Genomic DNA, 20539 nt, shown 5'->3' on the forward strand with positions numbered 1-20539 from the left:
CGTACGGAACAACCGCGGCGCCTGTCCCCCTCCCCCGACCGGGAGGGCAGGCGCCGCGGGCCTGTGCGGACACCTCCCGGTCCCCGGATCAGGTGCCCCGGGCGCCCTGCAAGCCACCGCTCCCGGCCGGGAAGCGCCGCTCCCACTGCCGTGCCATCTCCCGCGCGGGCACCGGCACGGCCTGCGGCGGGGGAGTGCCCGACGGCCGGAAATCGTGTACCGGCGGATGCCACGCCGCCGCGCCGGTCACCGGGCCGCTGGGCGGCCCCACCCACCGTGGATCGGCATGCACCCGCAGCACCTGCGCCTCGATCCGCGTCCATGCCCCGTCGGTGACCGTCCGCCCCCCGACCCGGCGGGCCTCCAACTGCACCGGGCAGTGCGCCAGTCGGGGCGGCCGCACCAATTCGGACGGCTCCGTCCACGGCGCATCCGTGGTGCAGGGCATGCCGCCCGTCGTCCCCTCCTCGGTCCCCGCTTCGTCCGGCGGCAGATTGAAGACCACGTCCGGGCGCACCGCGAGATTCCGCGCGGTCCGGCCGCGGGCCGGCAGCCAGACGCTGACGGCCGGTCCGAGCTCCCACCGGATGCGCAGCTCGACCAGTACGAATGTCCCGTCGTCGTTCTCCGTGGACAGCAGCGCCGGGGCGGCCGAACTGCTCTTCTCCAGCGCGACTTTCATGGCTCCGAGGATAGGAGCCGGTTGATTCGGTGCTCACCGAAATGTTATCAGAGGTTACTCTGTGTACATGAAACGATGGGACGCCGATCAGGAAAGCGTCGCGGAAACCCCCGATCTGGCCGCCCTCGCGGCACTGCTCGCGGACCGCACCCGTGCCGCCATCTGCATGGCCCTGCTCGACGGCGGCGCCTGGACCGCCGGTGAACTCGCCGCATACGCCGCGGTGGCACCCTCCACCACCACCGAACACCTCAACCTCCTGGTCGCCGGAGGCCTGCTCGCCGAGGAGCGACAGGGGCGGCGGCGCTACGTACGCCTGGCCGGGCCGGAGGCCGCGGAGACCCTGGAGAACCTTGCCGCCCTCGCCCCCTACCGCCGGGTCCCGGTCCGCTCCCTGGCCGAGGCCAACCACCGCAGGGCCCTGCATCACGCCCGTACGTGCTACGACCACATCGCCGGCGCGCTCGGCGTCGCCATCGCCGAGGCGATGACCGAACGCGGCCTGCTGGGGCGGGACCACGGCCCGGTGCTGACCGTCGAGGGGGCCGGCTGGCTGACCGCCCTCGGCATCCCCGACACCGACCCCTCGGCGGCGCACCGGGCGCATGTCCGCACCTGCCTCGACTGGACGGTGCGCCGCCGGCATCTCTCCGGCGCGGTCGGCGCCGCCCTCTACCGCCACGCCCTGGAACGCGGCTGGGTCGTCAAGGCCGTCACCACCCGCATCCTGACCGTCACCGCGGCGGGCCGTACGGTCTTCCGCGCGCAGCTCGGCCTGCCCGACGAGGCACTGTTCCCCTCCCTCGCCCTCGCCCCGCCCCCGCCCGGCGGCCCCGGGACGCTCAGCCCTCGCCGACCTGACTGATCCGGTCGTCGCCGAGCTTGCGCTGGGTGTCCTCGGTGGGCCGCGCCGGGTCCGTCGCCGACATCGCCGGCACGGTGGCCTTCCTGGCCTCGCCGGCGGCCCGGCACGTCACCGGCCAGGTGCTGAACGTCAACGGAGGTACCCGCGGGACCCGTTGAGGCCTCCCCGGCCCGGACTGCCCGGTGCGGAGTGTTCGGCCGGTCCGGCCTGCCCAGCCTTCCCGGGCCGCGTGCCGGGTCGTGGCGGGACGGACGGACTATGCGTCGTCGTCGCCGTCCGCCGCGAGCCGGGCCGGGAAACCGCCGGTAGCCACCGGCCCCCAGCGCAGCGGGGTCACCCGGATCAGCGACTTGCCCTGGGTGCGCATCGCCTCCCGGTACTCGTCCCAGTCCGGGTGCTCCCCGGCGATGTTGCGGTAGTACTCGACAAGCGGCTCGACCGAATCCGGGGCGTCGATGACCTCGGCCTCGCCGTCGATCTGCACCCACGGGCCGTTCCATTCGTCGGACAGCACGATGACGCTGACCGACGAGACCCGGCGGACGTTGCGGACCTTGGCGCGCTCCGGATACGTCGACATGACCAGCCGTCCGGAGTCGTCCACCCCGCAGGTCAACGGTGAGCCCTGCGGGGTGCCGTCGCTGCGGCGGGTGAGCAGGATCGCGCGGTGACGGGGGCGGACGAACTCCAGCAGCTCGGGCAGTTCGACACGGGTGTTGCGGGCGATGGAAGGGCTCATACGGGCGAGCCTAGGGGGTGGAGTGCGCGTGCGCGCGAACCGCGGAGCGGGCGCGCGCTCACGCCGCACCCGCAGGTCAGCCCTTGACGAGCTGCTTGCCGGTCGCCGCGTCCACGACCTTGCGGCCGTCCAGCGCGCTCTTGAGGTGCACGGTCACCTTGTCGGTGGCCAGTTGCTCGGTGCACATCCCCTTGGAGCTCTTCCGCTTGCCCCAGCCGGTGATCACCACAAGGTCCTTCGACTCATGGCTGCGCGCCCCGAAGCGGGCATCGCAGGCGCTGTGCCCGACGGTGACGGTGATCTCCCGTGCCCCCGTCTTCTCCGGGCGCTCCGCCTTCACCAGCGGCAGCAGCGCCTGCTGACGGCCGTGGACGGGGGAGACCTTCGGCCAGTCCCGCACGATCTGATCGGCGCGCTGCTCGAACGCATCCTGCTTCTTCGGCGGTGCCGCGGGGGTCACCTTCTGCTCGTTCTGGCCGCAGCCGGACAGCGTGACGGCGCCGGCCGCCGCCAGCGCGAGCACGGCGGTGAAGGTACGGGTGCGGGAGAGGTGGGATCCTCGCATGACATTGCCTCCTTGTGTCACGGATGGGACGTGCCAGGCGCAAGACAGGTTCCGGCCGCTTTCCGGCGGTGCCGTGGACGCCGCCGTGGCCGTGGTTGCCGCCCGTGCCGTGGATGCCGCCGGGGCCGGGGAGACGCTGCTTCGCCGTCCGGTCGGCTCACGGTGAAACCCGGTCCGCCCACGGTGAAACAGCCGCGGCGGCGGACCGCCCGCCCGCTAGCGTCCGGGCCATGGACACCCTCACCGCACTCACTCCCACCGTCTGGCAACTCCCGTTCCCCGTAGGGCACGTGTACCTCGTCGCCCTCCCCGACGACGGCTATGCGGTGGTCGACACCGGCGTGCCCGGTTCGGCCCCCGCCATCCTCGACGCCCTCGCCACACTCGGTGGCCGGCCCGGCCGGCTGCGGCAGATCGTGCTCACCCACTCCCACCTGGACCACATGGGCTCCGCCGCCGACCTGGCCGATGCCACCGGAGCCCGTGTCCTGGCCGGCGCACTGGACGCCCCGTACATCCGTGGCACCGCCCCGGAGCCCGAGCCGGTGCCCACCCCCGCGGAACGGTCCCTGCACGAAGGGATCATGGCGGGCCTGGCGGCCGCCGGGACCCCGCCGCTGCGCCATACCGAGGTCGATACCGTCCTGCACGACGGGGACACCCTCGACGGCTGGGGTGAAGAGGTGCGGGTGCTGCACGTCCCCGGTCACACCCCCGGCGGGATCGCCCTGCACCTCCCCGCGAGCCGGGTGCTCTTCCCCGGCGACCTCATCGCCACCGACCCCGACGGCCGCCGCGCGGTGCTCGGCCCGTTCAACGTCGCACGTGAGGAGGCCATCGCGTCCTTCCGGCGGCTCGCCGCCCTCGAAGACGTCGACACGGTCTGCGTACCGCACGGCGTCCCCCTGCGCACCGGCGCCCGGGACGTACTGGCCGCGGCCACACCGGAGAAGGACTGGCTCTGAACGGTGCCCGCGCGGGGCGCGGCGCGTCCCCCGCACCGGGGGACACGGGTAATCTCGCGCGGGTGTTCCCCGGCAGGCGAACCGGCCCGGCGAACCGGCAGGACGAACCAGCAGGACGAACCGGCCCGGGGAACCGGTTCGGGGAACACCGGCAGGCGGGCGAGCGCGGGACGCGAGGAGAGACACGGGCATGCAGTTGCACACCCACGAGTGGGGCACCGGCGAGCGGACCGCGGTGCTGGTCCACGGGCTGATGTCCGACCACCGCACCTGGCACCGCGTCGCTCCGGCACTCGCCGACCGGGGCTATCGCGTCATCGCCGTCGACCTGCGCGGCCACGGCCGCAGCCCGCGCGGCGACTACGACCCCGAGCTGTACGCCGAAGACCTCGTGGAGACCCTGCCCGCCGCCCCCGAGGTCGTCATCGGACATTCGCTGGGCGGCCTGGCACTGTCCCTGGCGGTGGAGCGGCTGCAGCCGCGGCGGGCCGTCTACAGCGATCCCGCCTGGCAGTTCCCCAGGTTCCAGGAGCCCGTCGACCCCGCCCTGTTCGTCACGTTCAAGCGGGCCGACCGGGCGATGCTGCGCACCTTCAACCCGCGCTGGAACGACTCCGATCTCGACATCGAGCTGGCCACGATCGCGCAGTGGGACACCGCCACCGCCCTCGCGCTGTCCGCCGTGCACCGGCAGGACCATGTGCCCGAGAAGCCGGTCGTCCCGTCACTGGTGCAGTTCGCGGGGGAGGGCTTCCTCTTCTCCGAGCAGGCGGCAGACGAGCTGACCGGCCGCGGCTTCGAGGTCCGTACGGTGCCCGGCGCCGGACACACCATCCACCGCGACGACTTCGACGGCTTCATGGCGGGGCTGGAGGGGTGGGTCTAGGGGAGCACGCCCCCGGCGGACTCCTCCCGTGTGCCGGGTGGCGTCCTGCCGCCGTCTCCTTGCCGTGTGCGGCCCCATACTTGCCGTGTGATGAGCGAAGACGAGGACGCGGAGCGTGCCCGCCGCTGGCTGGCAGCGGCAGGTGTGACACAAGTCAGCAGCGACGCCTGGCGGCAGGGCGATTCTCCGGAGGTGCTGCTGACGCCGAACGAGGTGGCACACACCTGGACGAGCGTGGCCCTGGAGGATCCCGCGCTGGAGGCGACCGCCCGGCTGCGGACTGCCCTCGGCCTGCTGGATCTGCTCGGCGAGTACTGGGTGACGATGGAGATCCGCCTCGCTCTCGCGGACAAGCACAACCCCCTGCCGGCGGAGGCGTTCTGGGATTCCTGCCGGGTGCGGCTGGAGGCCGCGGCCGAGCCCGAGGCGCTGCTCTACTCGCTCTGGGTCGACTGGTTCGAGGACCGGGACACCTCGGCGACGGCGTTCGCCGAGGTGCTGGGCAACGACATCGCCTCGCTGCCGGCCCAGGAGATACCTGCCGGCCCGGACCGCGGCCCGCTGCTGCGCCGCGCCCGGCGTGTTCTCGAAGCCTCGGGGCCCGTGCCCTGGCCGGTCAAGCAGCCGGCCTACCGGACGGCGGCGGGGATACCCGAACTTCACCCCGCGCTGTTCCGCGGGCTCCTCGGCAGCTACCACGATATCTATGGAGACCTCGAACCCGAGGCCGCCGTCGTGCTCTTGAGGCAACTGGACCTCCCGGCCGCCACCGAGCACCTGACGAAACTGCACCAGGTCCTCCAGGCCGGCCACCGCAATCACTACCTCGCTCCGCACGCCTGGCGGTGAGCAGCGGTGAGCGGCGGTGAGCAGGGGGAACCCAGCGGTGAGTACCGGTGAACCCGGGGGATCCGGCAGGGAGCCGGGGAGCAGGCCAGCGCTCCGTCACGTATCGCAGTCCAGCAGCGTCTTGCACAGCCCGCAGCGGGCCTGCAGCCGGCCACGGACCGGGACCCGGATCCGCTGGTGGCAGGCGGGGCAGGGGAAGGACACCCGCAGGGGCGGCGGGCCCTCGAAGGCGTAGTCGCCGGTGGCGGGCGGGCGGCCGGTGCGCCGTGGATCCTGCGCCGCCCGGCGGTCCTTGGCGTAGCGCAGCCGGGCGGCCCAGCCGGCGGTGGCGAGCGGCGGCCTGCGGGCGTCCCGGCGGGCCCGTGCCGCGCCCGCCGTGTACGCGTCGTACGCCTGCGGGCTGGTGAACCACGGCGACGGGTCCTCGCCGAAGAACTCGGCCCGCTGGGCAAGGACATACCCGAACTCCTCCGGCGTCAGATAGCCGAGCTTCTGCGAGAGCGGGCCGTGCTCGCGGAAGGCGTCCAGCAGCAGCCAGCCCGCGCCGAGGTACGCGGCCGCGGTGTCGGTGAGGATCTCGTTGTCCCGGGTGCCGGGGAACGACAGGTCCAGACGGTGCAGATACAGGTGCATCACCTCATGGGCCAGCGCGGCGCCGATGTCCTTGCGGTGCTTCCTGAAGCGGTCGTTGAGCTCGATGAAGTACTCCGGCCCCGCGCTGAGTTCGACGACGGCGGCGTGTTCCATCTCCCGGAACGTGATGACCGTCCGCGCGTCCGGCAGATGCAGATGGCGGAGCATGACCCGGGCGACCCGCTGCGCCCCCAGGTGCAGCTCCTCGGTCTCGTCGAAGGCCACATCGACCGGCAGCACACTGGTGGCAAAAGTGCTCACCGTGTCGTACGACAGGCGCTTGAACAGCGCGTGGACGGCCGCACGCACCGTGTCGAGATGCGGGTATCCGTGCTCGATCTCACTGCCGCCCGTGGTCACCCGGCCACTGTACGGGGGCCGGGAAGGTCCGGTATGGGCCGTACGGGGCCTGTGGGGCAGGCGAGTTGGCCGGATGCGCACTCTTGTCACCCCGATCGGCCGCTCCACATAATCACAGGGCGCTTTACGGACTCATCCCCCACTGGGTCCGGTCGCCTTGCGGCGTGCGGCCGTCCTCCACACACCTTCTGCGGCGGCCACGTCCGGCTCCGGTGTTGGCATGGGCTCGTCATCGACGTGCAACCCCCCACGAAAGGAAGCCCGTTGCGCAGCTACCGGAAGCCCCTCAGCAGATCCCTTGCCCTCGGCGCCGTCGCCCTTGCCGCCGTCAGCCTTCAGCCCGGCTCGGCCTCGGCCGCCCCCTCGGCCGCCCCGTCCGGCTCCGTCCACCATCAGGTCGTCGGCGGCACCAAGGCCGGCCAGGGTGAATTCCCGTTCATGGTCCGGCTGTCGATGGGTTGCGGCGGCGCCCTGTACGCCAAGGACATCGTGCTCACCGCCGCGCACTGCGTCGACGGCAGCGGTGCGAACACCTCCATCACGGCCACCGCCGGCGTGGCCGACCTGGAGGACTCCCACGCCGTCAAGGTGAACTCCACGCAGGTCCTCCAGGCCCCCGGCTACAACGGCAAGGGCAAGGACTGGGCGCTCATCAAGCTCGCCAAGCCGATCGACCAGCCCACGCTGAAGATCGCCGAGGACGACAAGCTCAACAACGGCGACTTCACCATCGCCGGCTGGGGCGCCGACAAGGAGGGCGGCGACCAGCAGCGCTACCTCCTCAAGGCCACCGTGCCGTTCGTCGACGACGCCGCCTGCCAGAAGGCCTACGGCGACCAGCTGACGCCCGGCGACGAGATCTGCGCCGGCAAGCTGGACACCGGCGGCATCGACACCTGCCAGGGGGACTCCGGCGGCCCGATGTTCCGCAAGGACGACGCCGGGCAGTGGCTCCAGGTCGGCATCGTCTCCTGGGGCGAGGGCTGCGCACGTCCCGGCAAGCCCGGTGTCTACAGCGAGGTGAGCACCTTCGCCGCGAACATCAAGAAGGCCGCGGGCGAACTGGGCGGCTGACCGTTCCTGGTCGGTGCGCCGCGCTTCGTACGCGGCACGTACCGCGTGCACAAGAAGCGCACTGAGCACGAGAAGTGCACTGAGCACGAGAAGTGCACTGAGCACGAGAAGCGCACTGAGCACGAGAAGCGCAGCGCGTACACGAGGGGCCCGGGGATCCGCGGTGGATCCCCGGGCCCCTCGCCGGGTTCGAAGCCCCCGGCCCCGGTCCGGGACCTTGGTCCCTTCGTGCCACGGCCCTTGGTCCGTCCGCCGCGGGACCAAGCTCGTGCGCGCGGCCGGGCCTTGTGCCGTCAGGGATGACCGGACGGCCTATGGGCCGCCCCGCGACGGCTTCCTACCGTGAACGCTATGAGCACCGAGCCCCGACCCGGACCCCGCCCCCGTCCCCCGGCACCCGACCGCGGCCACCGAGCCACCGTCCTCGCCGCGCTGCTCCTCGCCGCCTCCGCCGTGACCCTCGCCTATGTGCTGCTCGGCGGCCCGGACGACCCCGTCGAGCTGCCGGCCGACGACCGCCCGAACGCGGCCCAGGGCTGATCGGCAGGTCCCGCCGCCGGGAGGGAGACGGATACGCCGCCGAGGGGGAAGACCGATACGGGCCCGCGCCCCCGAGGGCGCCCAGGAGGAACGACATGCCGATCAGTGTGGTGATCGCGGACGACCAGGAAGTGGTCCGGATGGGCTTCCGGACGGTTCTGGAGAGCCTGCCCGACATCGAGGTCGTCGCCGAGGCCACCGACGGCGAGGCCGCCCTCGCGGCCGTCGAACGGCTGCGTCCCGATGTGCTGCTGCTGGACATCCGGATGCCCGGGACCGACGGACTGGAGGTCACCCGGCGGCTGACCGGGCCCCCCGCCGACCACCCCGTCGGCCACCCCGCCGACCGCCCCGTCGGCCACCCCGCCGACCGCCCCGAGGGCCGGCACACCCCTGGGATCGTCATCGTCACCACCTTCGACCTGGACGAATATGTGCACGCCGCGCTGCACGGCGGCGCCTCGGGCTTCCTGCTCAAGGACGCCCGCCCCGCGCTGCTCGTGGAGGCCGTACGGGCCGCCGCCGTCGGCCACTCCGTGCTCTCGCCCTCGGTCGCCGCCCGGCTGCTGCGCGAGCTGTCCCCGGCCGGCGGCAGGGGCCGGGCCGCTTCCCGCACCCCGTCCGAGCCGCTGACCGGCCGCGAACGGGACGTCGTCCGGGCGCTGGCCGGCGGCCGGACCAACGCCGAGATCGCCGGCGCCCTGTATCTGTCGCTGTCCACGGTCAAGTCCCATCTGGCGAACGTGCAGATCAAACTGGCTGCCCGCAACCGGGTCGAGGTCGCCTTCTGGGCCTGGGAGAGCGGCCTGTCCTCCGGCGGCCCGTGAGCGAGCACGGCGAGCGCACCCGGACACGGCCCGGGGTACGGCGTCTCTCCGGCGGTGTCCCGGTGCGCGCCCGGTGGGCCGCGCCGGGCAGCCGGCCGGCACGGTGGGCGCAGCCCCCTCCGCGGCAAGCCGTCGCCGCCCGGGCCGCCCTCGCGCTGGCACTGCTCCTCCTCGTCGGGCTCGAAGCGCTGGCGACGGCCCGACAGCCCGCCCGGCCGCACCTGATCGTGGTGGCCGCCGGCCTCGTGGTCTGTCTGTGTGCGGTGCCCTCCGAGCGGATCCTGCCGACCGGCCGTGGGTGGACCGCGGCAACCGTCTCCCTCACCGCGTCGGCGGCGCTGACCGCCGGGCAGCACGCACGGGAAGTGTGGGGCCTGGGCGAGGGCATCGCCCTGCTCGTCCTGCTCGCCGCCGTGATCCGCCGGGCGCCCGGCCGCACCGCCGCCGTCCTCGGCCCGCTGCTGGGCCTGGCCTGTGTGCTCGCCCCGCTGCGGGACGTCAGGCCGGGGCTGTTCACCGTCGTCTCCGCCGTGCTCACCGTGGTCGTCGCCGCGTATTCGGCGATCCTGCGCCGGCAGGACGCCCGGCGGCTGCGCGATCTCGCGGCCGTGCGGGCCGCCGAACGCCTGGAACTGGCGCGGGAGCTGCACGACCTGGTCGCCCACCATGTCACCGGCATCGTCGTCCAGGCCCGCGCCGCCCGCTTCACCGCTCTCGAAGGCCGGCCGGCCGGCGCCACCCTCGAACGGATCGAGGCCTCCGGCAGCGAGGCGCTGGGCGCGATGCGCCGCCTGGTGCGGGTCCTGCGCGAGGACGGGGCACACCCGCACCCGGTCGCCGGGCTCGCCGAGGTCCGGGCGCTGACCGAGGCGTTCGCCCGCACCGGCCCGCCGGTCGTCCTCTCCGTCGACACCGGCCTGGCACAGACGCTGCCGGACGATGTGGCCGCGGCGGTCTACCGCATCGTGCGCGAGGCGCTGACCAACGTCCGCAAGCACGCGGCGGACGCCACGGCGGTACGGATCGGCCTGCGATCGGTCCCCTTCGGCGCGGAGCTGCGCATCGCCAACGACGGCGGCCGCCCGGCCCGCCTCGGCGAACAAGCCCGCGGCGGCGGCTTCGGACTGGCCGGCCTCACCGAACGGGCCGAGGCGATGGGCGGACGGCTCCTCGCGGGCCCCGCCGCCGAGGGCGGCTGGGAACTCACCGCCGTACTGCCCCTCGACAGCGGGGCGACGGCCTGAGGCCAACCGGTCGCACCGGCCGCCACCGGCCGGCCGTGCCTGCCGCCATCGACGAACTCCTGTGCTCGCCCGCCCGCCCTCGAAGGCGCCCGGCGTGCCCCGCCTTTCAGGTGGGTCGTTGTCGTGCCGTGCAGGCCCTCCGTGGCGTTGAATAGGCCGTGAGCATCCCTACCGCCCCGCGGCCGGCCGAAGGACGGATCCCATGAGCATCGAGTCCGTCGACTACAGCAACGGCGTCGACCCCGAACGCGCCCTCAAGTACGCCATCCAGCACATCAAGGGCGAACGGGCCCAGATCGTCGAAGGGGTCATCGAACCGGTGTCACCGACTTGGGACCACGAAGCCGCAGCCGAGACGATCCGCGACCAGATCCGCGCGCGGGCCCGGGAGCTGGACTGTGTCACCGGGTCCGGGAACCTGGACCTGCCGGGTTCCTCCAACTGGTACGTCCCGGACATCGCCGTCGTGCCGGCCGCGGCCGCGAAAGGCGCCGGAGCGCTGCTGCCCGCGGACACCCTCCTCGTGGTCGAGGTCACCAGTGAGTCGAACGCGGAGACGGACCGGGTCGTGAAGCGACGGCGGTACGCGGAGTACGGGGCGCCGCTGTACCTCCTGGTCGACCGTCAGGAGCGTTCGGTGACGGTGTACTCGGAGCCCGGTGAACTCGGGTACACGCGGGCGGACGGCCCCCACCCGTACGGCACGACGGTGCGTCTTCCGGAGCCGTTCGGCCTTGAGCTGGACACCACCGGCCTGTAGCCCGCCGGGAGCAGCACCTCATCGTCCTCGCCGAGGAGTCGGCGCAGCCGGCCATTCCAAGGCGGCGCTGAACGAGGTGTTCGCCGCAACCGACCCCGACGCCCCCGACGCCCTCCCACATCTGTCCAACACCTGCCCCTCCTTTGTCCATAGGCGCACTACCCGCACGCGCAGCACGCTGTCCGCCGACAGAGCAGTGCAGGCACGAAGGAGGACAGTGCGCGTGAACGAACCCACCGGCGCCCCGCGCGGGCCCAGCCGCAGAAACGTCGTCGCCGCCACCGCGCTCGCCGGAGCGGCGGGCGCCCTCCCGCTCGGCGCGCACCCCGCCGGCGCCGCCCCCCGCACAGGCGAGGCGGTGCTCCGGTCCGACGTGCTGGAGGTCCGGGTCGACACTGCCTTCCCCCGGATCGTCTCCTACACCGACCGCGGCACCGGTGCCGTCCTGCACGGCCAGGACACCCCGGTCACCCAAGTCCTCCTCGACGGCACCGCCCACACCCCCCGCGTCACCCACCACACCCGCGCCGACCGCGCCACTTACACCCTCGGCTTCGACGGCGGCGCCGGCCTCACCGTCGAGATCGCCGTCCGGGACCGGCGCACGACCTGGCGGGTCACTCGCATCGCCGACACCCCGGCGCTGCGCATCGGCACCCTGGAGATCCCCGGCCTCGCCCTGCTGAGCGTCCGCAGCGACCAGCCCGGCGCCGCCCTGCTGGCCGCCCGGCTCGAACTGGACAAGGCCAAGAGCGGCGACACCCTGGTGCAGGTCACCGGCGACACCCCCGCCGACGCCGCACCCACCGGATGCGCCTACGCCGTCGTGGCCACCGACGCGCTGGCCGGCGCCGTCGAGACCAACACCTGCTACGACAAGCCCACCGGGGCCACCACCTGGGAGAACGGCCGCCTCTGGCGGCAGACCGTCCAGGGCGACGGGTTCGTCAAGGCCCAGCTGTCCTGCGGCCAGTGGACCCACCGGGCAGCCGGACAGCCGTCCCCCACCGGCCCGCTGCCGTACGCGACCGTCATCGTCACCGGTGACCGCAACGGCGACGGGAGGACCGACTGGCAGGACGCCGCCCTCGCGCTGCGCGACATCATGGTCATGCCGCTGGGCGCCGACGAGCAGCACCTACGGGTCGTCCCGCACATCCCGTTCAACTTCGCCAGCCAGGCCACCAACCCGTTCCTCGCCACCCTCGACCACATCAAGCGGATCGCCCTGGCCACCGACGGGCTCCGGCAGTTCACCCTCCTCAAGGGCTACCAGTCCGAAGGCCACGACTCCGCCCACCCCGACTACGGCGGCAACTACAACACCCGGGCCGGCGGGCTCGCCGACCTCAACGCCCTGCTCCGCGCCGGCAAGAAGTGGAACAGCGACTTCGCGGTGCACGTCAACGCCACCGAGTCCTACCCCGTCGCCCACGCCTTCTCCGAGCAGCTGGTCGACAAGAACGACAAACAGTGGGACTGGCTCGACCAGTCCTACCGCATCGACGCCCGCCGCGATCTGCTCTCCGGCGACATCGCCCGGCGCTTCGCCCAGCTCCGCAAGGAGACCGACCCGGCCCTCACCACCCTCTACCTCGACGTCTTCCGCGAGTCCGGCTGGAACTCCGACCAGCTGCAGCGCCTTCTGCGCGACCAGGGCTGGCAGATCGCCACCGAATGGGGCCACGGCCTGGAGCGCTCCGCCCTCTGGTCGCACTGGGCGAACGAGACCGACTACGGCCCCGACACCTCCCGCGGCATCAACTCCCGGCTGATCCGCTTCCTGCGCCACCACCACAAGGACGTCTTCGCCGACAAATGGCCCACCCTGCTCGGCAACGCCCGGATGGGGAACTTCGAGGGCTGGGTCGGCAAGACCGACTGGAACGCGTTCCACACGATCATCTGGACCGACGCCCTGCCCGCCAAATATCTCCAGGCGTACCCGATCAGCACCTGGGGCCCGCACGAGATCACCTTCGAGGGCCCCACCAAGACCTCCGTCAGCGACGCCGAGGGCATCCGCAAGATCACCACCGACGGGCGGCTGGTCTACGACGACGGCACCTACCTGCTCCCCTGGGAACCCCGCCGGGCCACCGACCCGCACCGGCTCTACCACTACAACCCCCATGGCGGCACCACCACCTGGACCCTGCCGCGCGGCTGGACGGACACCGCCGCCGTCTACGCCTACCGGCTCACCGACCAGGGCCGCACCCAGGAAACCCGGCTCCCCGTCAGCGGCGGCAGGATCACCCTCACCGCCCGGCCCGGCGTCGCCTACGTCGTCCACCGCACCAAGGCCCCGGCGCAGCGCGACCCCGGCTGGGGCGAGGGCACACCCCTGACCGACCCCGGCTTCCACTCCGGGAACCTGGCCGGCCGGCAGGTCACCGGCCCGGCCTCCGTCCGGCTCAGCACGCCGGGCGACTACGAGCTGGTCATCGACGCCGGCGCCGCCGCCACCGTCGCCCAACGGCTCGCCCGCCTCGCCCCCGGCAGCTACGCCGCCTCCGTACAGGTCGAGGTCGGCGCCACGGCGGGGGAGCGGCGGCGGGCCGCCCTGGAGGTCCGTACCGCCGACGGCGTCACCGCCGCCAACTGGACCGACACCTCCACCGCCGGCAACTACGTCGCCGCCGACCGCAAGTCCGGCACCCGCTTCCAGCGCCTCTTCACCCACTTCACCGTCCCCGAGGGCGGCGGCCCGGTCACCCTCACCCTCACCGCGGCGGCCGGCCGGGCCCGGGTCAGGTTCGACAACCTCCGCGTCGTACCGGCCCGGCCCACCACCAAGCCCGGCACCCTCGCCTACGAGGACTTCGAGCACGTACCCCAGGGCTGGGGCGTCTTCGTCAAGGGCGACGCGGGCGGCAGCACCGACCCCCGCACCCATATCGCCCAGCGGCACGCCCCATTCACCCGGCGCGGCTGGAACGGCAAGGCCATCGACGACGTCATCGACGGCGGCCAGTCGCTCAAGTCACGCGGCGAGAACACCGGACTCGTCTACCGGACGGTTCCGCACACCGTCCGCTTCACCCCCGGCCGCCGCTACCGCGTCACCTTCCGCTACGAGAACGAGCGGGCCGGCCAGTACGCCTGGGTCACCGCCGCCGACACACCCGCCCCCCGCGAACTGACCCGCACCCCGCTGCCCGCCGCCCTCCAACCCGCCATCCACACCTACGAGTTCACCGCGCCGTCCGACGGCGAGGCATGGGTGGGGCTGCGCAAGGTGGCCGACGACGCGACCGCGGAGTTCGTCCTGGACTCCTTCGAGGTACGCGAGATCTGACGCGCCCGGGGCGGCCCCGCCGCCCCACGGACCGCTCAGCGCCCGCCCGCGCACGGATACAGACCGGGCGCCCCCGCCTCGTCCCCCACCAGGGCCGGGGCGCCCTCCCACTCCCACAACAGCAGCTCGTTGACGCCCTCGCGCAGCACCGGGCCCGGCACATACAGGGTCCGCTGCGGCCCGAGATCCCAATAGCGCCCCAGACAGAAACCGTTGATCCAGGCGACGCCGTGGCGCCACCCCGGCAGCGCCAGATCGGCGTCCCCGGGCCGCCCGGCCACCGTCACCGTCCCCCGGTACAGCCCCGCGGCCCCGCCCGCCTCCGCCACCGCCCGGAACGGCACCCTCGCCAGCGCCCCGGCATCCTCCATCGCATCCAGCCGCAGCCCCCGTGACCGTACGCCGTGCAGGTACTGCCGCTCGTGCAGCAGCCCGCCGGTGATCCCCTTGGACTCACCGAGCCGCGGACCGTAGTTGACCCGCCCCAGCGACGCCACCCACAACTCCACCGACGCCGGCCCGGCCACCTCCCCGAGCACCGCGTCCTCGGTGTCCACCACAGGCCCGCGCACCCCGTCGACCCACACCACCGCCCGGTCCCGCAGCCCCCGCACCCGCAGCGGTCGCGGACCACGCGGCCCCGGCACCTCGACCCGGTAGCGGACCACACCCCGGTCCACCCCCAGCTCCTCGAACGTCGCCGGAGCGCCCCCCGCGGTCTCCGCACCCCCCAGCGCCTCCATCACATCCCCGGCGCACGCCCACTGCCCGACCACCGCACGCACCGGCTCCGCCAGCACCCGCAGCGGCTCCGGCACCCGGGGCAACGGCCCGTCCGCCCACGCGGCCAGCACCTCCCGGAACCGCCAGAACTTCTCCGTGGGACGCCCGCGTTCATCGACCGGCGCCCCGTAGTCGTAGGAGGTGACCGTCGACCGCAGCGCCCCGTCATGCAGCTCGCCCGCGCGGTTCGCCCCCGCCCACCCGCCGAAATTCGTCCCGCCGTGCGCCATATAGACATTGACCGACGCCCCGCACTCCAGAATCTCGCGCAGCACCGCCGCGGCATCCTCCGGAGCGCGCGACACCTGCTCCTGCCCCCAGTGCGCGAACCACCCGCACCAGAACTCCATGCACATCAGCGGCCCCCGAGCCTGATGGCGCCGCAACGCCGCCAGCGCCTCCCCGGCCCCCGAACCGAAGTTGACGGTGGCCGGCAGACCCGGAACCGAACCACCGCTGAGCATGTGGTCCTCGGGCCCGTCCGAGGTGAACAGCGGCACCCGCACCCCCAGCGCCCGCAGCCGCTCCACGAGGTGCGCCAGATACACACCGTCGCTGCCGTACGAGCCGTACTCGTTCTCCGCCTGCACCATGACCACCGGCCCGCCGCCCGCGCCACCGGGCCCCGCCGCCGTGCACTGCCGCGCCACGACCTGCGGCAGCAGCCGCGCGAACCAGGCGTCCACGGCCCGCAGATACGCCGCGTCCCGCGTCCGCACCCGCCGCCCCAGCGGCCCGGTCAGCCACTGCGGCAGCCCGCCGTTCTCCCACTCCGCGCAGATGTACGGTCCCGGGCGGACGATCGCCCACAGCCCCGCCGCCCGCACCGCGTCCAGGAACCGCCCCAGCGCCTCCGGGTCCCGGAACTCGCCGGGCCGCGGCTCGTGCAGATTCCACGGCACATAGGTCTCCACACAGTTCAGGCCCATCGCCCTGAGCATCGCCAGCCGGTGGTCCCACTGCGCCTCGTGCACCCGGAAGTAGTGCATCGCCCCCGACAGCAGCCGCACCGGCCGCCCGTCCAGCATGAAGTCCCGCTCGCCCGCCTCGAACTGCGTCACGTCACCCGCCCCTGCGTCGTCTCCCGTGCGCCACCGGCCGGACGCACCCGGTCACCGGCCACCCTTGCCCTCTGGCGGTGTGACGGTCCATGGACAAAGATCGGATCTGTTTGGACGGTTCGACGGTCCGGCGGAGCGGTACGGAGCGACGGGAGGCCCGGACGTGTACCACACCTGGATGCGCTACTTCACCCCGAGCCCGGTCCACCACCGGCTCGGTCTGGTGTGCCTGGGAGTCGGCCTCCAGCACGGCACCCTGCCCACGGTCGGCCCGCGCACCCTCGACCACCACGTCGCCATCGTCATCAGCGCAGGCCGCGGCTGGTTCACCGCCCCCGACGGCCGGCGCCGCGCGGTGACCGCCCCCGCCCTGCTGTGGATCATGCCGGGGGTGCCGCACCACTACGGCGCCGACCCGGAGACCGGCTGGGACGAGAGCTTCGTCGACTTCACCGGGCCGGCCGCCGCGACCTACACCGAACTCGGCTACATCGAACCGGACCGCCCGCTCGTACCGCTCGCGGACACCGGGCCGGCCCGGACCGCCATCGGACGGATCGCCCGCGCGGCGCGGCGGGGCAACCCCCTGCTGGAGGTCGAGACCTCGGCCGCGGTCCACGAACTCCTCGTCGCCCTGCGCAGGGCACGCGCCGACACCGACGCCGACGGGGACCCGGTCCTCCAGGCCCTCGCCCGGGACGCCTTCCTCCCCCTCTCGGTCGCCGAACACGCCGCCCGGCACGGCATGACCCCCGCGGAACTCCGCACCGCCGTACGCCGCGAGGCCGGCTGCAGCCCCAAGGACTACCTGCTGGCCATACGCCTGGGCCGCGCCAAGGAACTCCTGGTGGGAACCGAACTCCCGGTGGCGGCGGTGGCCCGCCGGGTCGGCTACGACGACCCGGCGTACTTCAGCCGCCTGTTCACCCGCCGGGTCGGCACCGCCCCCGTACGCTTCCGCGACCGCCAGGTCCGCAACGTACCCGGCGGCTGGTCCACGCAGGTCCCCGACCCGGACGACCCGCCGCTGGTCAGGGGGTGTAACGGCTGAGGTTGTTGGGGGCCGCTTCGGCTCGGCTGGGTTGCGGGTTACGTGTGGCTGGGGCCGGGCACGTGGTCGCTTCGCTGCGTGGACCTGGTGCGGGGTGTGCCGGTGGCTGGGGCCGGTGCGCCTATCCGTCGTGGGTGGTGGGTCGGAGGGACGCCCGGTACCCCTCCCCCAGCCTTCGGCCGGGAGGTGCCCCCACGGCGCGGGCGCATCTGCTACGTGGGAAAGATTGACCCGGCGTCCGCTCCGGTCCTGCGGGCGGGGCACCGGACATCCCCTCCGACCGCCGCACGTTGGCGACCGTCCCGCCGTACCGATCACCGTTACGGCCACCACCAGCTCACCCCTTGGCAGGGACCTGGCCGGAGCGACGCTTGTGATCGGTGACGGACGGTGCCACCGGCCGGCAGTCGGCAACGAACGAAGGCCGGAGGGGATGTACCGGGACCCGCCCGCAGGACCGGAGCGAACGCCGGGGTACTCAATTCCATGGACCAGGGCCGCCCGCGCCGTGGGGGCACCTCCCGGCCGAAGGCTGGGGGAGGGTTCCGGTGCGTCCCCTCCGGCCCCCGCGGCAACCACCGACCCCGCAAAGGCGCCCGCCCCCACGGCCCAACCGGCGACACCGAGGCCCGGCGCAACGGCGCCCCAAAGGGGCGCGAGGAACTGCGCGCCCAACCACAACGCACCCGCAGAAGAACAGGGATGCACCGCCCACCGGCGGTACGGCAGCATGACGTCATGCCCGCACTGCAGCGCGACGAGGCGCAGACCCGAGCCCGGCTCATCGACGTCCACCGTTACGAGGTCGCCCTCGACCTCACCCGAGGCGACGAGGACCACTTCGCCTCCCGTACGGTCATCCATTTCACCGCGCACGCCGCCGGCGACACCTTCGTCGAGGTCAAACCCGCGGAGCTGCACTCCGCCACCCTCGACGGCCACCCCCTCGACCCCGCGGCCCTGCAGGACAACCGCCTCCCGCTCACCGGCCTCACCCCCGGCGCCCATGAACTGCGCCTGGACGCCACCATGCGCTACTCCCGCACCGGCGAAGGCATGCACCGCTTCACCGACCCCGCCGACGGCGAGACCTACGTCTACACCCAGCTTTTCATGGAGGACGTCCAGCGCGTCTTCGCGGCCTTCGACCAGCCCGACCTCAAGGCCGTCTTCGCCCTCACCGTCACCGCCCCCACCGAGTGGACCGTCCTAGGAAACGGCATCGCCACCCAAGGCGACCCCGGCCACTGGACCCTCGCCCCCACCCCGCTGATCTCCACCTACCTGGTCGCCGTCGCCGCAGGCCCCTGGCACTCCGTACGCGCCGAACACGCCGGACTGCCCTTCGGCCTCCACTGCCGCCGCTCCCTGGCCCCGTACCTCGACGCCGACGCCGAGGAAATCCTCGACCTCACCCGGCGCTGCTTCGACCGCTACCACCAGATCTTCGAGGAGCCCTACCCCTTCGACTCGTACGACCAGGCCTTCGTCCCCGAGTTCAACGCCGGCGCCATGGAGAACCCCGGCCTGGTCACCTTCCGCGACGAGTTCGTCTTCCGCTCCGCCGTCACCGACACCGAACGCCAGACCCGCGGCATGGTCGTCTCCCACGAAATGGCGCATATGTGGTTCGGCGACCTCGTCACCCTCCAATGGTGGGACGACATCTGGCTGAACGAGTCCTTCGCCGAATACATGGGCTACCAGGTCCTGTCCGAAGCCACCCGCTTCAAGGACACCTGGACCGACTTCGCCATCGCACGCAAGGGCTGGGGCTACGACGCCGACCAGCGCCCCTCCACCCACCCCGTCGCCCCCGCCCCCGAGGACGTCCCCGACACCACCTCGGCGCTCACCAACTTCGACGGCATCTCCTACGCCAAGGGCGCCTCCGCCCTGCGCCAACTCGTCGCCTGGATGGGGGAGAAGGACTTCCTCGCCGGTATCAACGACCACTTCGCCCGGCACCGCTTCGGCAACGCCACCCTCGCCGACTTCATCGATTCGCTCGCCCGTGCCACCGACCGCGACGTCCACGCCTGGGCCGAGCGCTGGCTGCGCACCACGGGAGTCGACACCCTGACCCCCGTCGTACAGGAAGGCACGGACGGCCACTGGAGCGTGTCCGTCGAGCAGACCGGAAGCCAGGACGGCACCCGCCCGCACCGGCTCACCATCGGCCTCTACGACCACGACCGCACCACCCCGGGCCGCCTCGTCCCGCGCGAGCCGCTGTCCTGGGACGTGCCCGACGGCGGCGGCCACTCCGGCACGGGCGGCCGCCCCGCCCTGCTCCTGCTCAACGACCAGGACCTCAGCTACGCCAAGGTCCGCCTCGACCCCGTCTCCTGGGACACCGCCCTCGGCGCACTGTCCGGACTTCCCGAACCGCTGACCCGCGCCGTGGTGTGGAACGCCGCCCGCGACATGGTCCGCGACGGCGAACTCGCCCCCGCCGCCTATCTCGACGCCGCCCGCACCCACCTCCCGTACGAAACCGACCTCGCCGTCGTCCAGGGCGTCCTGGCCTTCGCCCGCACCCAGATCGCCGACCGTTACCTCCCCCGCATCGAACGCCGCACCGCCCTCGCCACCCTCACCTCCCTCAGTCGCGACATACTCCGCCGCACCGAAGGCCCCGAACACGGCGCGGAAGCGGGGCTGCGGCTCACCGCCGTCCGTACCTTCATCGACAGCGCCACCACTCCCGAAGGCATCCAGGACTGGCTCGATGACGGCAGCGTCCCCGGCGGCCCCCGCCTCGACCCCGAACTGCGCTGGCGCATCCTGGGCCGGCTCGCCACCCTCGGCGCGGCGCCGCTCGACGAACTCCGCGCCGCCATCGACGCCGAACTCGCCCGCGACCCCAGCGCCACCGGCCGCGAAGGCGCCGCCCGCTGCCACGCCGCGCTCCCCGACCCGGCCGCCAAACAAGCCGCCTGGGACGCCCTGTTCACCACCGACGGCAAGGCCGCCCTGTCCAACTACCTCTTCACCGCCACCGCCACCGGCTTCTGGGCACCCGAACAGCACGACCTGCTCCGCCCCTACGTCGCCCGCTACTTCACCGAGGTCCCCGCCCTCGCCGCCGCCCGCGGCCCCGCTCTCGCCGATGCCGCCGGCCGCTACGCCTTCCCCGCCGTCTTCGTCGAGGAGGACACCCTCAGGCGCGGCGAGGCCTGCCTCACCGACGGCGACCCGGCACCCGCCCTGCGCCGCAAGCTCATCGACCAGCTCGACGATCTGCGCAGGGCACTGAAGGTACGCACCGCGGCCGGGGGCGCCTAGCGTGTCGAGGGCCGGGCATCCCGTTCGTCCTTAAGCTCGATGGGGCATACCAGGCAATTCGCCCCA

At 73.1% G+C, this 20539-nt stretch carries 17 protein-coding genes and 1 pseudogene; 13 read left to right on the top strand and 5 right to left on the bottom strand.

Annotated elements, in window-relative coordinates; genetic code table 11:
* Positions 1 to 88: 88 nt before the first annotated feature.
* The gene (locus D9V36_RS32515; RefSeq protein WP_129296909.1) at positions 89 to 682 is read right to left on the bottom strand and encodes a hypothetical protein; all 594 of its coding nucleotides are present in this window, start codon (positions 680 to 682) and stop codon (positions 89 to 91) included.
* A 67-nt stretch (positions 683 to 749) separates the two neighbouring features.
* On the opposite strand from D9V36_RS32515, the gene D9V36_RS32520 reads away from it, so the two are divergent.
* Together D9V36_RS32520 and D9V36_RS32525 are read left to right on the top strand one after the other, a co-directional pair.
* Positions 750 to 1547: an ArsR/SmtB family transcription factor gene (locus D9V36_RS32520; RefSeq protein ID WP_129296910.1), complete on the top strand. Its 798-nt coding sequence runs from the start codon at positions 750 to 752 to the stop codon at positions 1545 to 1547.
* A 29-nt stretch (positions 1548 to 1576) separates the two neighbouring features.
* Positions 1577 to 1705, top strand: a pseudogene (locus D9V36_RS32525) (SDR family oxidoreductase); the annotation flags it as partial.
* Positions 1706 to 1803: 98 nt separating this feature from the next.
* Here the strand turns inward: D9V36_RS32525 and D9V36_RS32530 are convergent.
* Both D9V36_RS32530 and D9V36_RS32535 read right to left on the bottom strand, forming a co-directional pair.
* On the bottom strand, positions 1804 to 2286 hold the full coding sequence (locus D9V36_RS32530) for a PPOX class F420-dependent oxidoreductase (protein WP_129296911.1): 483 nt from the start codon (positions 2284 to 2286) through the stop codon (positions 1804 to 1806).
* Between the two features lie 76 nt (positions 2287 to 2362).
* Positions 2363 to 2851, bottom strand: coding sequence for a hypothetical protein (locus tag D9V36_RS32535; RefSeq protein WP_129296912.1), 489 nt, complete (start codon positions 2849 to 2851; stop codon positions 2363 to 2365).
* 230 nt (positions 2852 to 3081) lie between these two features.
* Here D9V36_RS32535 and D9V36_RS32540 point away from each other — a divergent pair, with 230 nt between their 5' ends.
* The 3 genes from D9V36_RS32540 (at position 3082) to D9V36_RS32550 (ending at position 5551) form a co-directional block, all read left to right on the top strand.
* Positions 3082 to 3816 (top strand): MBL fold metallo-hydrolase, encoded by a 735-nt coding sequence (locus D9V36_RS32540; RefSeq protein WP_129296913.1) that lies wholly within the window; start codon positions 3082 to 3084, stop codon positions 3814 to 3816.
* A 190-nt stretch (positions 3817 to 4006) separates the two neighbouring features.
* Entirely contained in the window at positions 4007 to 4702 is a 696-nt protein-coding gene (locus D9V36_RS32545) for an alpha/beta fold hydrolase (RefSeq protein WP_129296914.1), read from the top strand.
* Between the two features lie 90 nt (positions 4703 to 4792).
* Positions 4793 to 5551 (top strand): hypothetical protein, encoded by a 759-nt coding sequence (locus tag D9V36_RS32550; RefSeq protein WP_129296915.1) that lies wholly within the window; start codon positions 4793 to 4795, stop codon positions 5549 to 5551.
* 96 nt (positions 5552 to 5647) lie between these two features.
* Here the strand turns inward: D9V36_RS32550 and D9V36_RS32555 are convergent, their stop codons facing one another.
* Positions 5648 to 6544, bottom strand: coding sequence for a hypothetical protein (locus tag D9V36_RS32555; RefSeq protein WP_129296916.1), 897 nt, complete (start codon positions 6542 to 6544; stop codon positions 5648 to 5650).
* A gap of 264 nt (positions 6545 to 6808) precedes the next feature.
* Between D9V36_RS32555 and D9V36_RS32560 the strand changes: the two genes are divergently transcribed.
* From D9V36_RS32560 to D9V36_RS32585, 6 genes are all read left to right on the top strand, one after another.
* The gene (locus D9V36_RS32560; protein ID WP_129296917.1) at positions 6809 to 7618 is read left to right on the top strand and encodes a S1 family peptidase; all 810 of its coding nucleotides are present in this window, start codon (positions 6809 to 6811) and stop codon (positions 7616 to 7618) included.
* A 351-nt stretch (positions 7619 to 7969) separates the two neighbouring features.
* Positions 7970 to 8158 (top strand): hypothetical protein, encoded by a 189-nt coding sequence (locus tag D9V36_RS32565; protein WP_129296918.1) that lies wholly within the window; start codon positions 7970 to 7972, stop codon positions 8156 to 8158.
* Positions 8159 to 8253: 95 nt separating this feature from the next.
* Entirely contained in the window at positions 8254 to 8985 is a 732-nt protein-coding gene (locus D9V36_RS32570; RefSeq protein ID WP_129296919.1) for a response regulator, read from the top strand.
* A 155-nt stretch (positions 8986 to 9140) separates the two neighbouring features.
* Entirely contained in the window at positions 9141 to 10229 is a 1089-nt protein-coding gene (locus D9V36_RS32575) for a sensor histidine kinase (protein ID WP_431357769.1), read from the top strand.
* A gap of 202 nt (positions 10230 to 10431) precedes the next feature.
* Positions 10432 to 10989 carry a Uma2 family endonuclease gene (locus tag D9V36_RS32580; RefSeq protein ID WP_129296920.1) on the top strand — a complete coding sequence of 186 codons (558 nt, stop codon included), beginning with the start codon at positions 10432 to 10434 and terminating at the stop codon, positions 10987 to 10989.
* 223 nt (positions 10990 to 11212) lie between these two features.
* Positions 11213 to 14290, top strand: coding sequence for an endo-alpha-N-acetylgalactosaminidase family protein (locus tag D9V36_RS32585; RefSeq protein WP_129296921.1), 3078 nt, complete (start codon positions 11213 to 11215; stop codon positions 14288 to 14290).
* Between the two features lie 35 nt (positions 14291 to 14325).
* On the opposite strand, the gene D9V36_RS32590 is transcribed toward D9V36_RS32585, so the two are convergent.
* The gene (locus D9V36_RS32590; RefSeq protein WP_431357717.1) at positions 14326 to 16134 is read right to left on the bottom strand and encodes a beta-galactosidase; all 1809 of its coding nucleotides are present in this window, start codon (positions 16132 to 16134) and stop codon (positions 14326 to 14328) included.
* 163 nt (positions 16135 to 16297) lie between these two features.
* On the opposite strand from D9V36_RS32590, the gene D9V36_RS32595 reads away from it, so the two are divergent.
* Entirely contained in the window at positions 16298 to 17185 is an 888-nt protein-coding gene (locus D9V36_RS32595) for a helix-turn-helix domain-containing protein (RefSeq protein WP_129296922.1), read from the top strand.
* A 738-nt stretch (positions 17186 to 17923) separates the two neighbouring features.
* Positions 17924 to 20473: an aminopeptidase N gene (pepN, locus tag D9V36_RS32600; RefSeq protein WP_129296923.1), complete on the top strand. Its 2550-nt coding sequence runs from the start codon at positions 17924 to 17926 to the stop codon at positions 20471 to 20473.
* The last annotated feature ends 66 nt before the right edge of the window (positions 20474 to 20539 follow it).

It is taken from the genome of Streptomyces lydicus (assembly GCF_004125265.1).
In the GTDB taxonomy this organism is placed as follows: domain Bacteria; phylum Actinomycetota; class Actinomycetes; order Streptomycetales; family Streptomycetaceae; genus Streptomyces; species Streptomyces lydicus_C.

What these genes read in the sequence shown, in the direction of transcription:
- D9V36_RS32515 (WP_129296909.1), bottom strand. Translation starts at nt 682, where the DNA reads ATGAAAGTCGCGCTGGAGAAGAGCAGTTCGGCCGCCCCGGCGCTGCTG.
- D9V36_RS32520 (WP_129296910.1), top strand. Translation starts at nt 750, where the DNA reads ATGAAACGATGGGACGCCGATCAGGAAAGCGTCGCGGAAACCCCCGAT.
- D9V36_RS32530 (WP_129296911.1), bottom strand. Translation starts at nt 2,286, where the DNA reads ATGAGCCCTTCCATCGCCCGCAACACCCGTGTCGAACTGCCCGAGCTG.
- D9V36_RS32535 (WP_129296912.1), bottom strand. Translation starts at nt 2,851, where the DNA reads ATGCGAGGATCCCACCTCTCCCGCACCCGTACCTTCACCGCCGTGCTC.
- D9V36_RS32540 (WP_129296913.1), top strand. Translation starts at nt 3,082, where the DNA reads ATGGACACCCTCACCGCACTCACTCCCACCGTCTGGCAACTCCCGTTC.
- D9V36_RS32545 (WP_129296914.1), top strand. Translation starts at nt 4,007, where the DNA reads ATGCAGTTGCACACCCACGAGTGGGGCACCGGCGAGCGGACCGCGGTG.
- D9V36_RS32550 (WP_129296915.1), top strand. Translation starts at nt 4,793, where the DNA reads ATGAGCGAAGACGAGGACGCGGAGCGTGCCCGCCGCTGGCTGGCAGCG.
- D9V36_RS32565 (WP_129296918.1), top strand. Translation starts at nt 7,970, where the DNA reads ATGAGCACCGAGCCCCGACCCGGACCCCGCCCCCGTCCCCCGGCACCC.
- D9V36_RS32570 (WP_129296919.1), top strand. Translation starts at nt 8,254, where the DNA reads ATGCCGATCAGTGTGGTGATCGCGGACGACCAGGAAGTGGTCCGGATG.
- D9V36_RS32580 (WP_129296920.1), top strand. Translation starts at nt 10,432, where the DNA reads ATGAGCATCGAGTCCGTCGACTACAGCAACGGCGTCGACCCCGAACGC.
- pepN (WP_129296923.1), top strand. Translation starts at nt 17,924, where the DNA reads ATGCCCGCACTGCAGCGCGACGAGGCGCAGACCCGAGCCCGGCTCATC.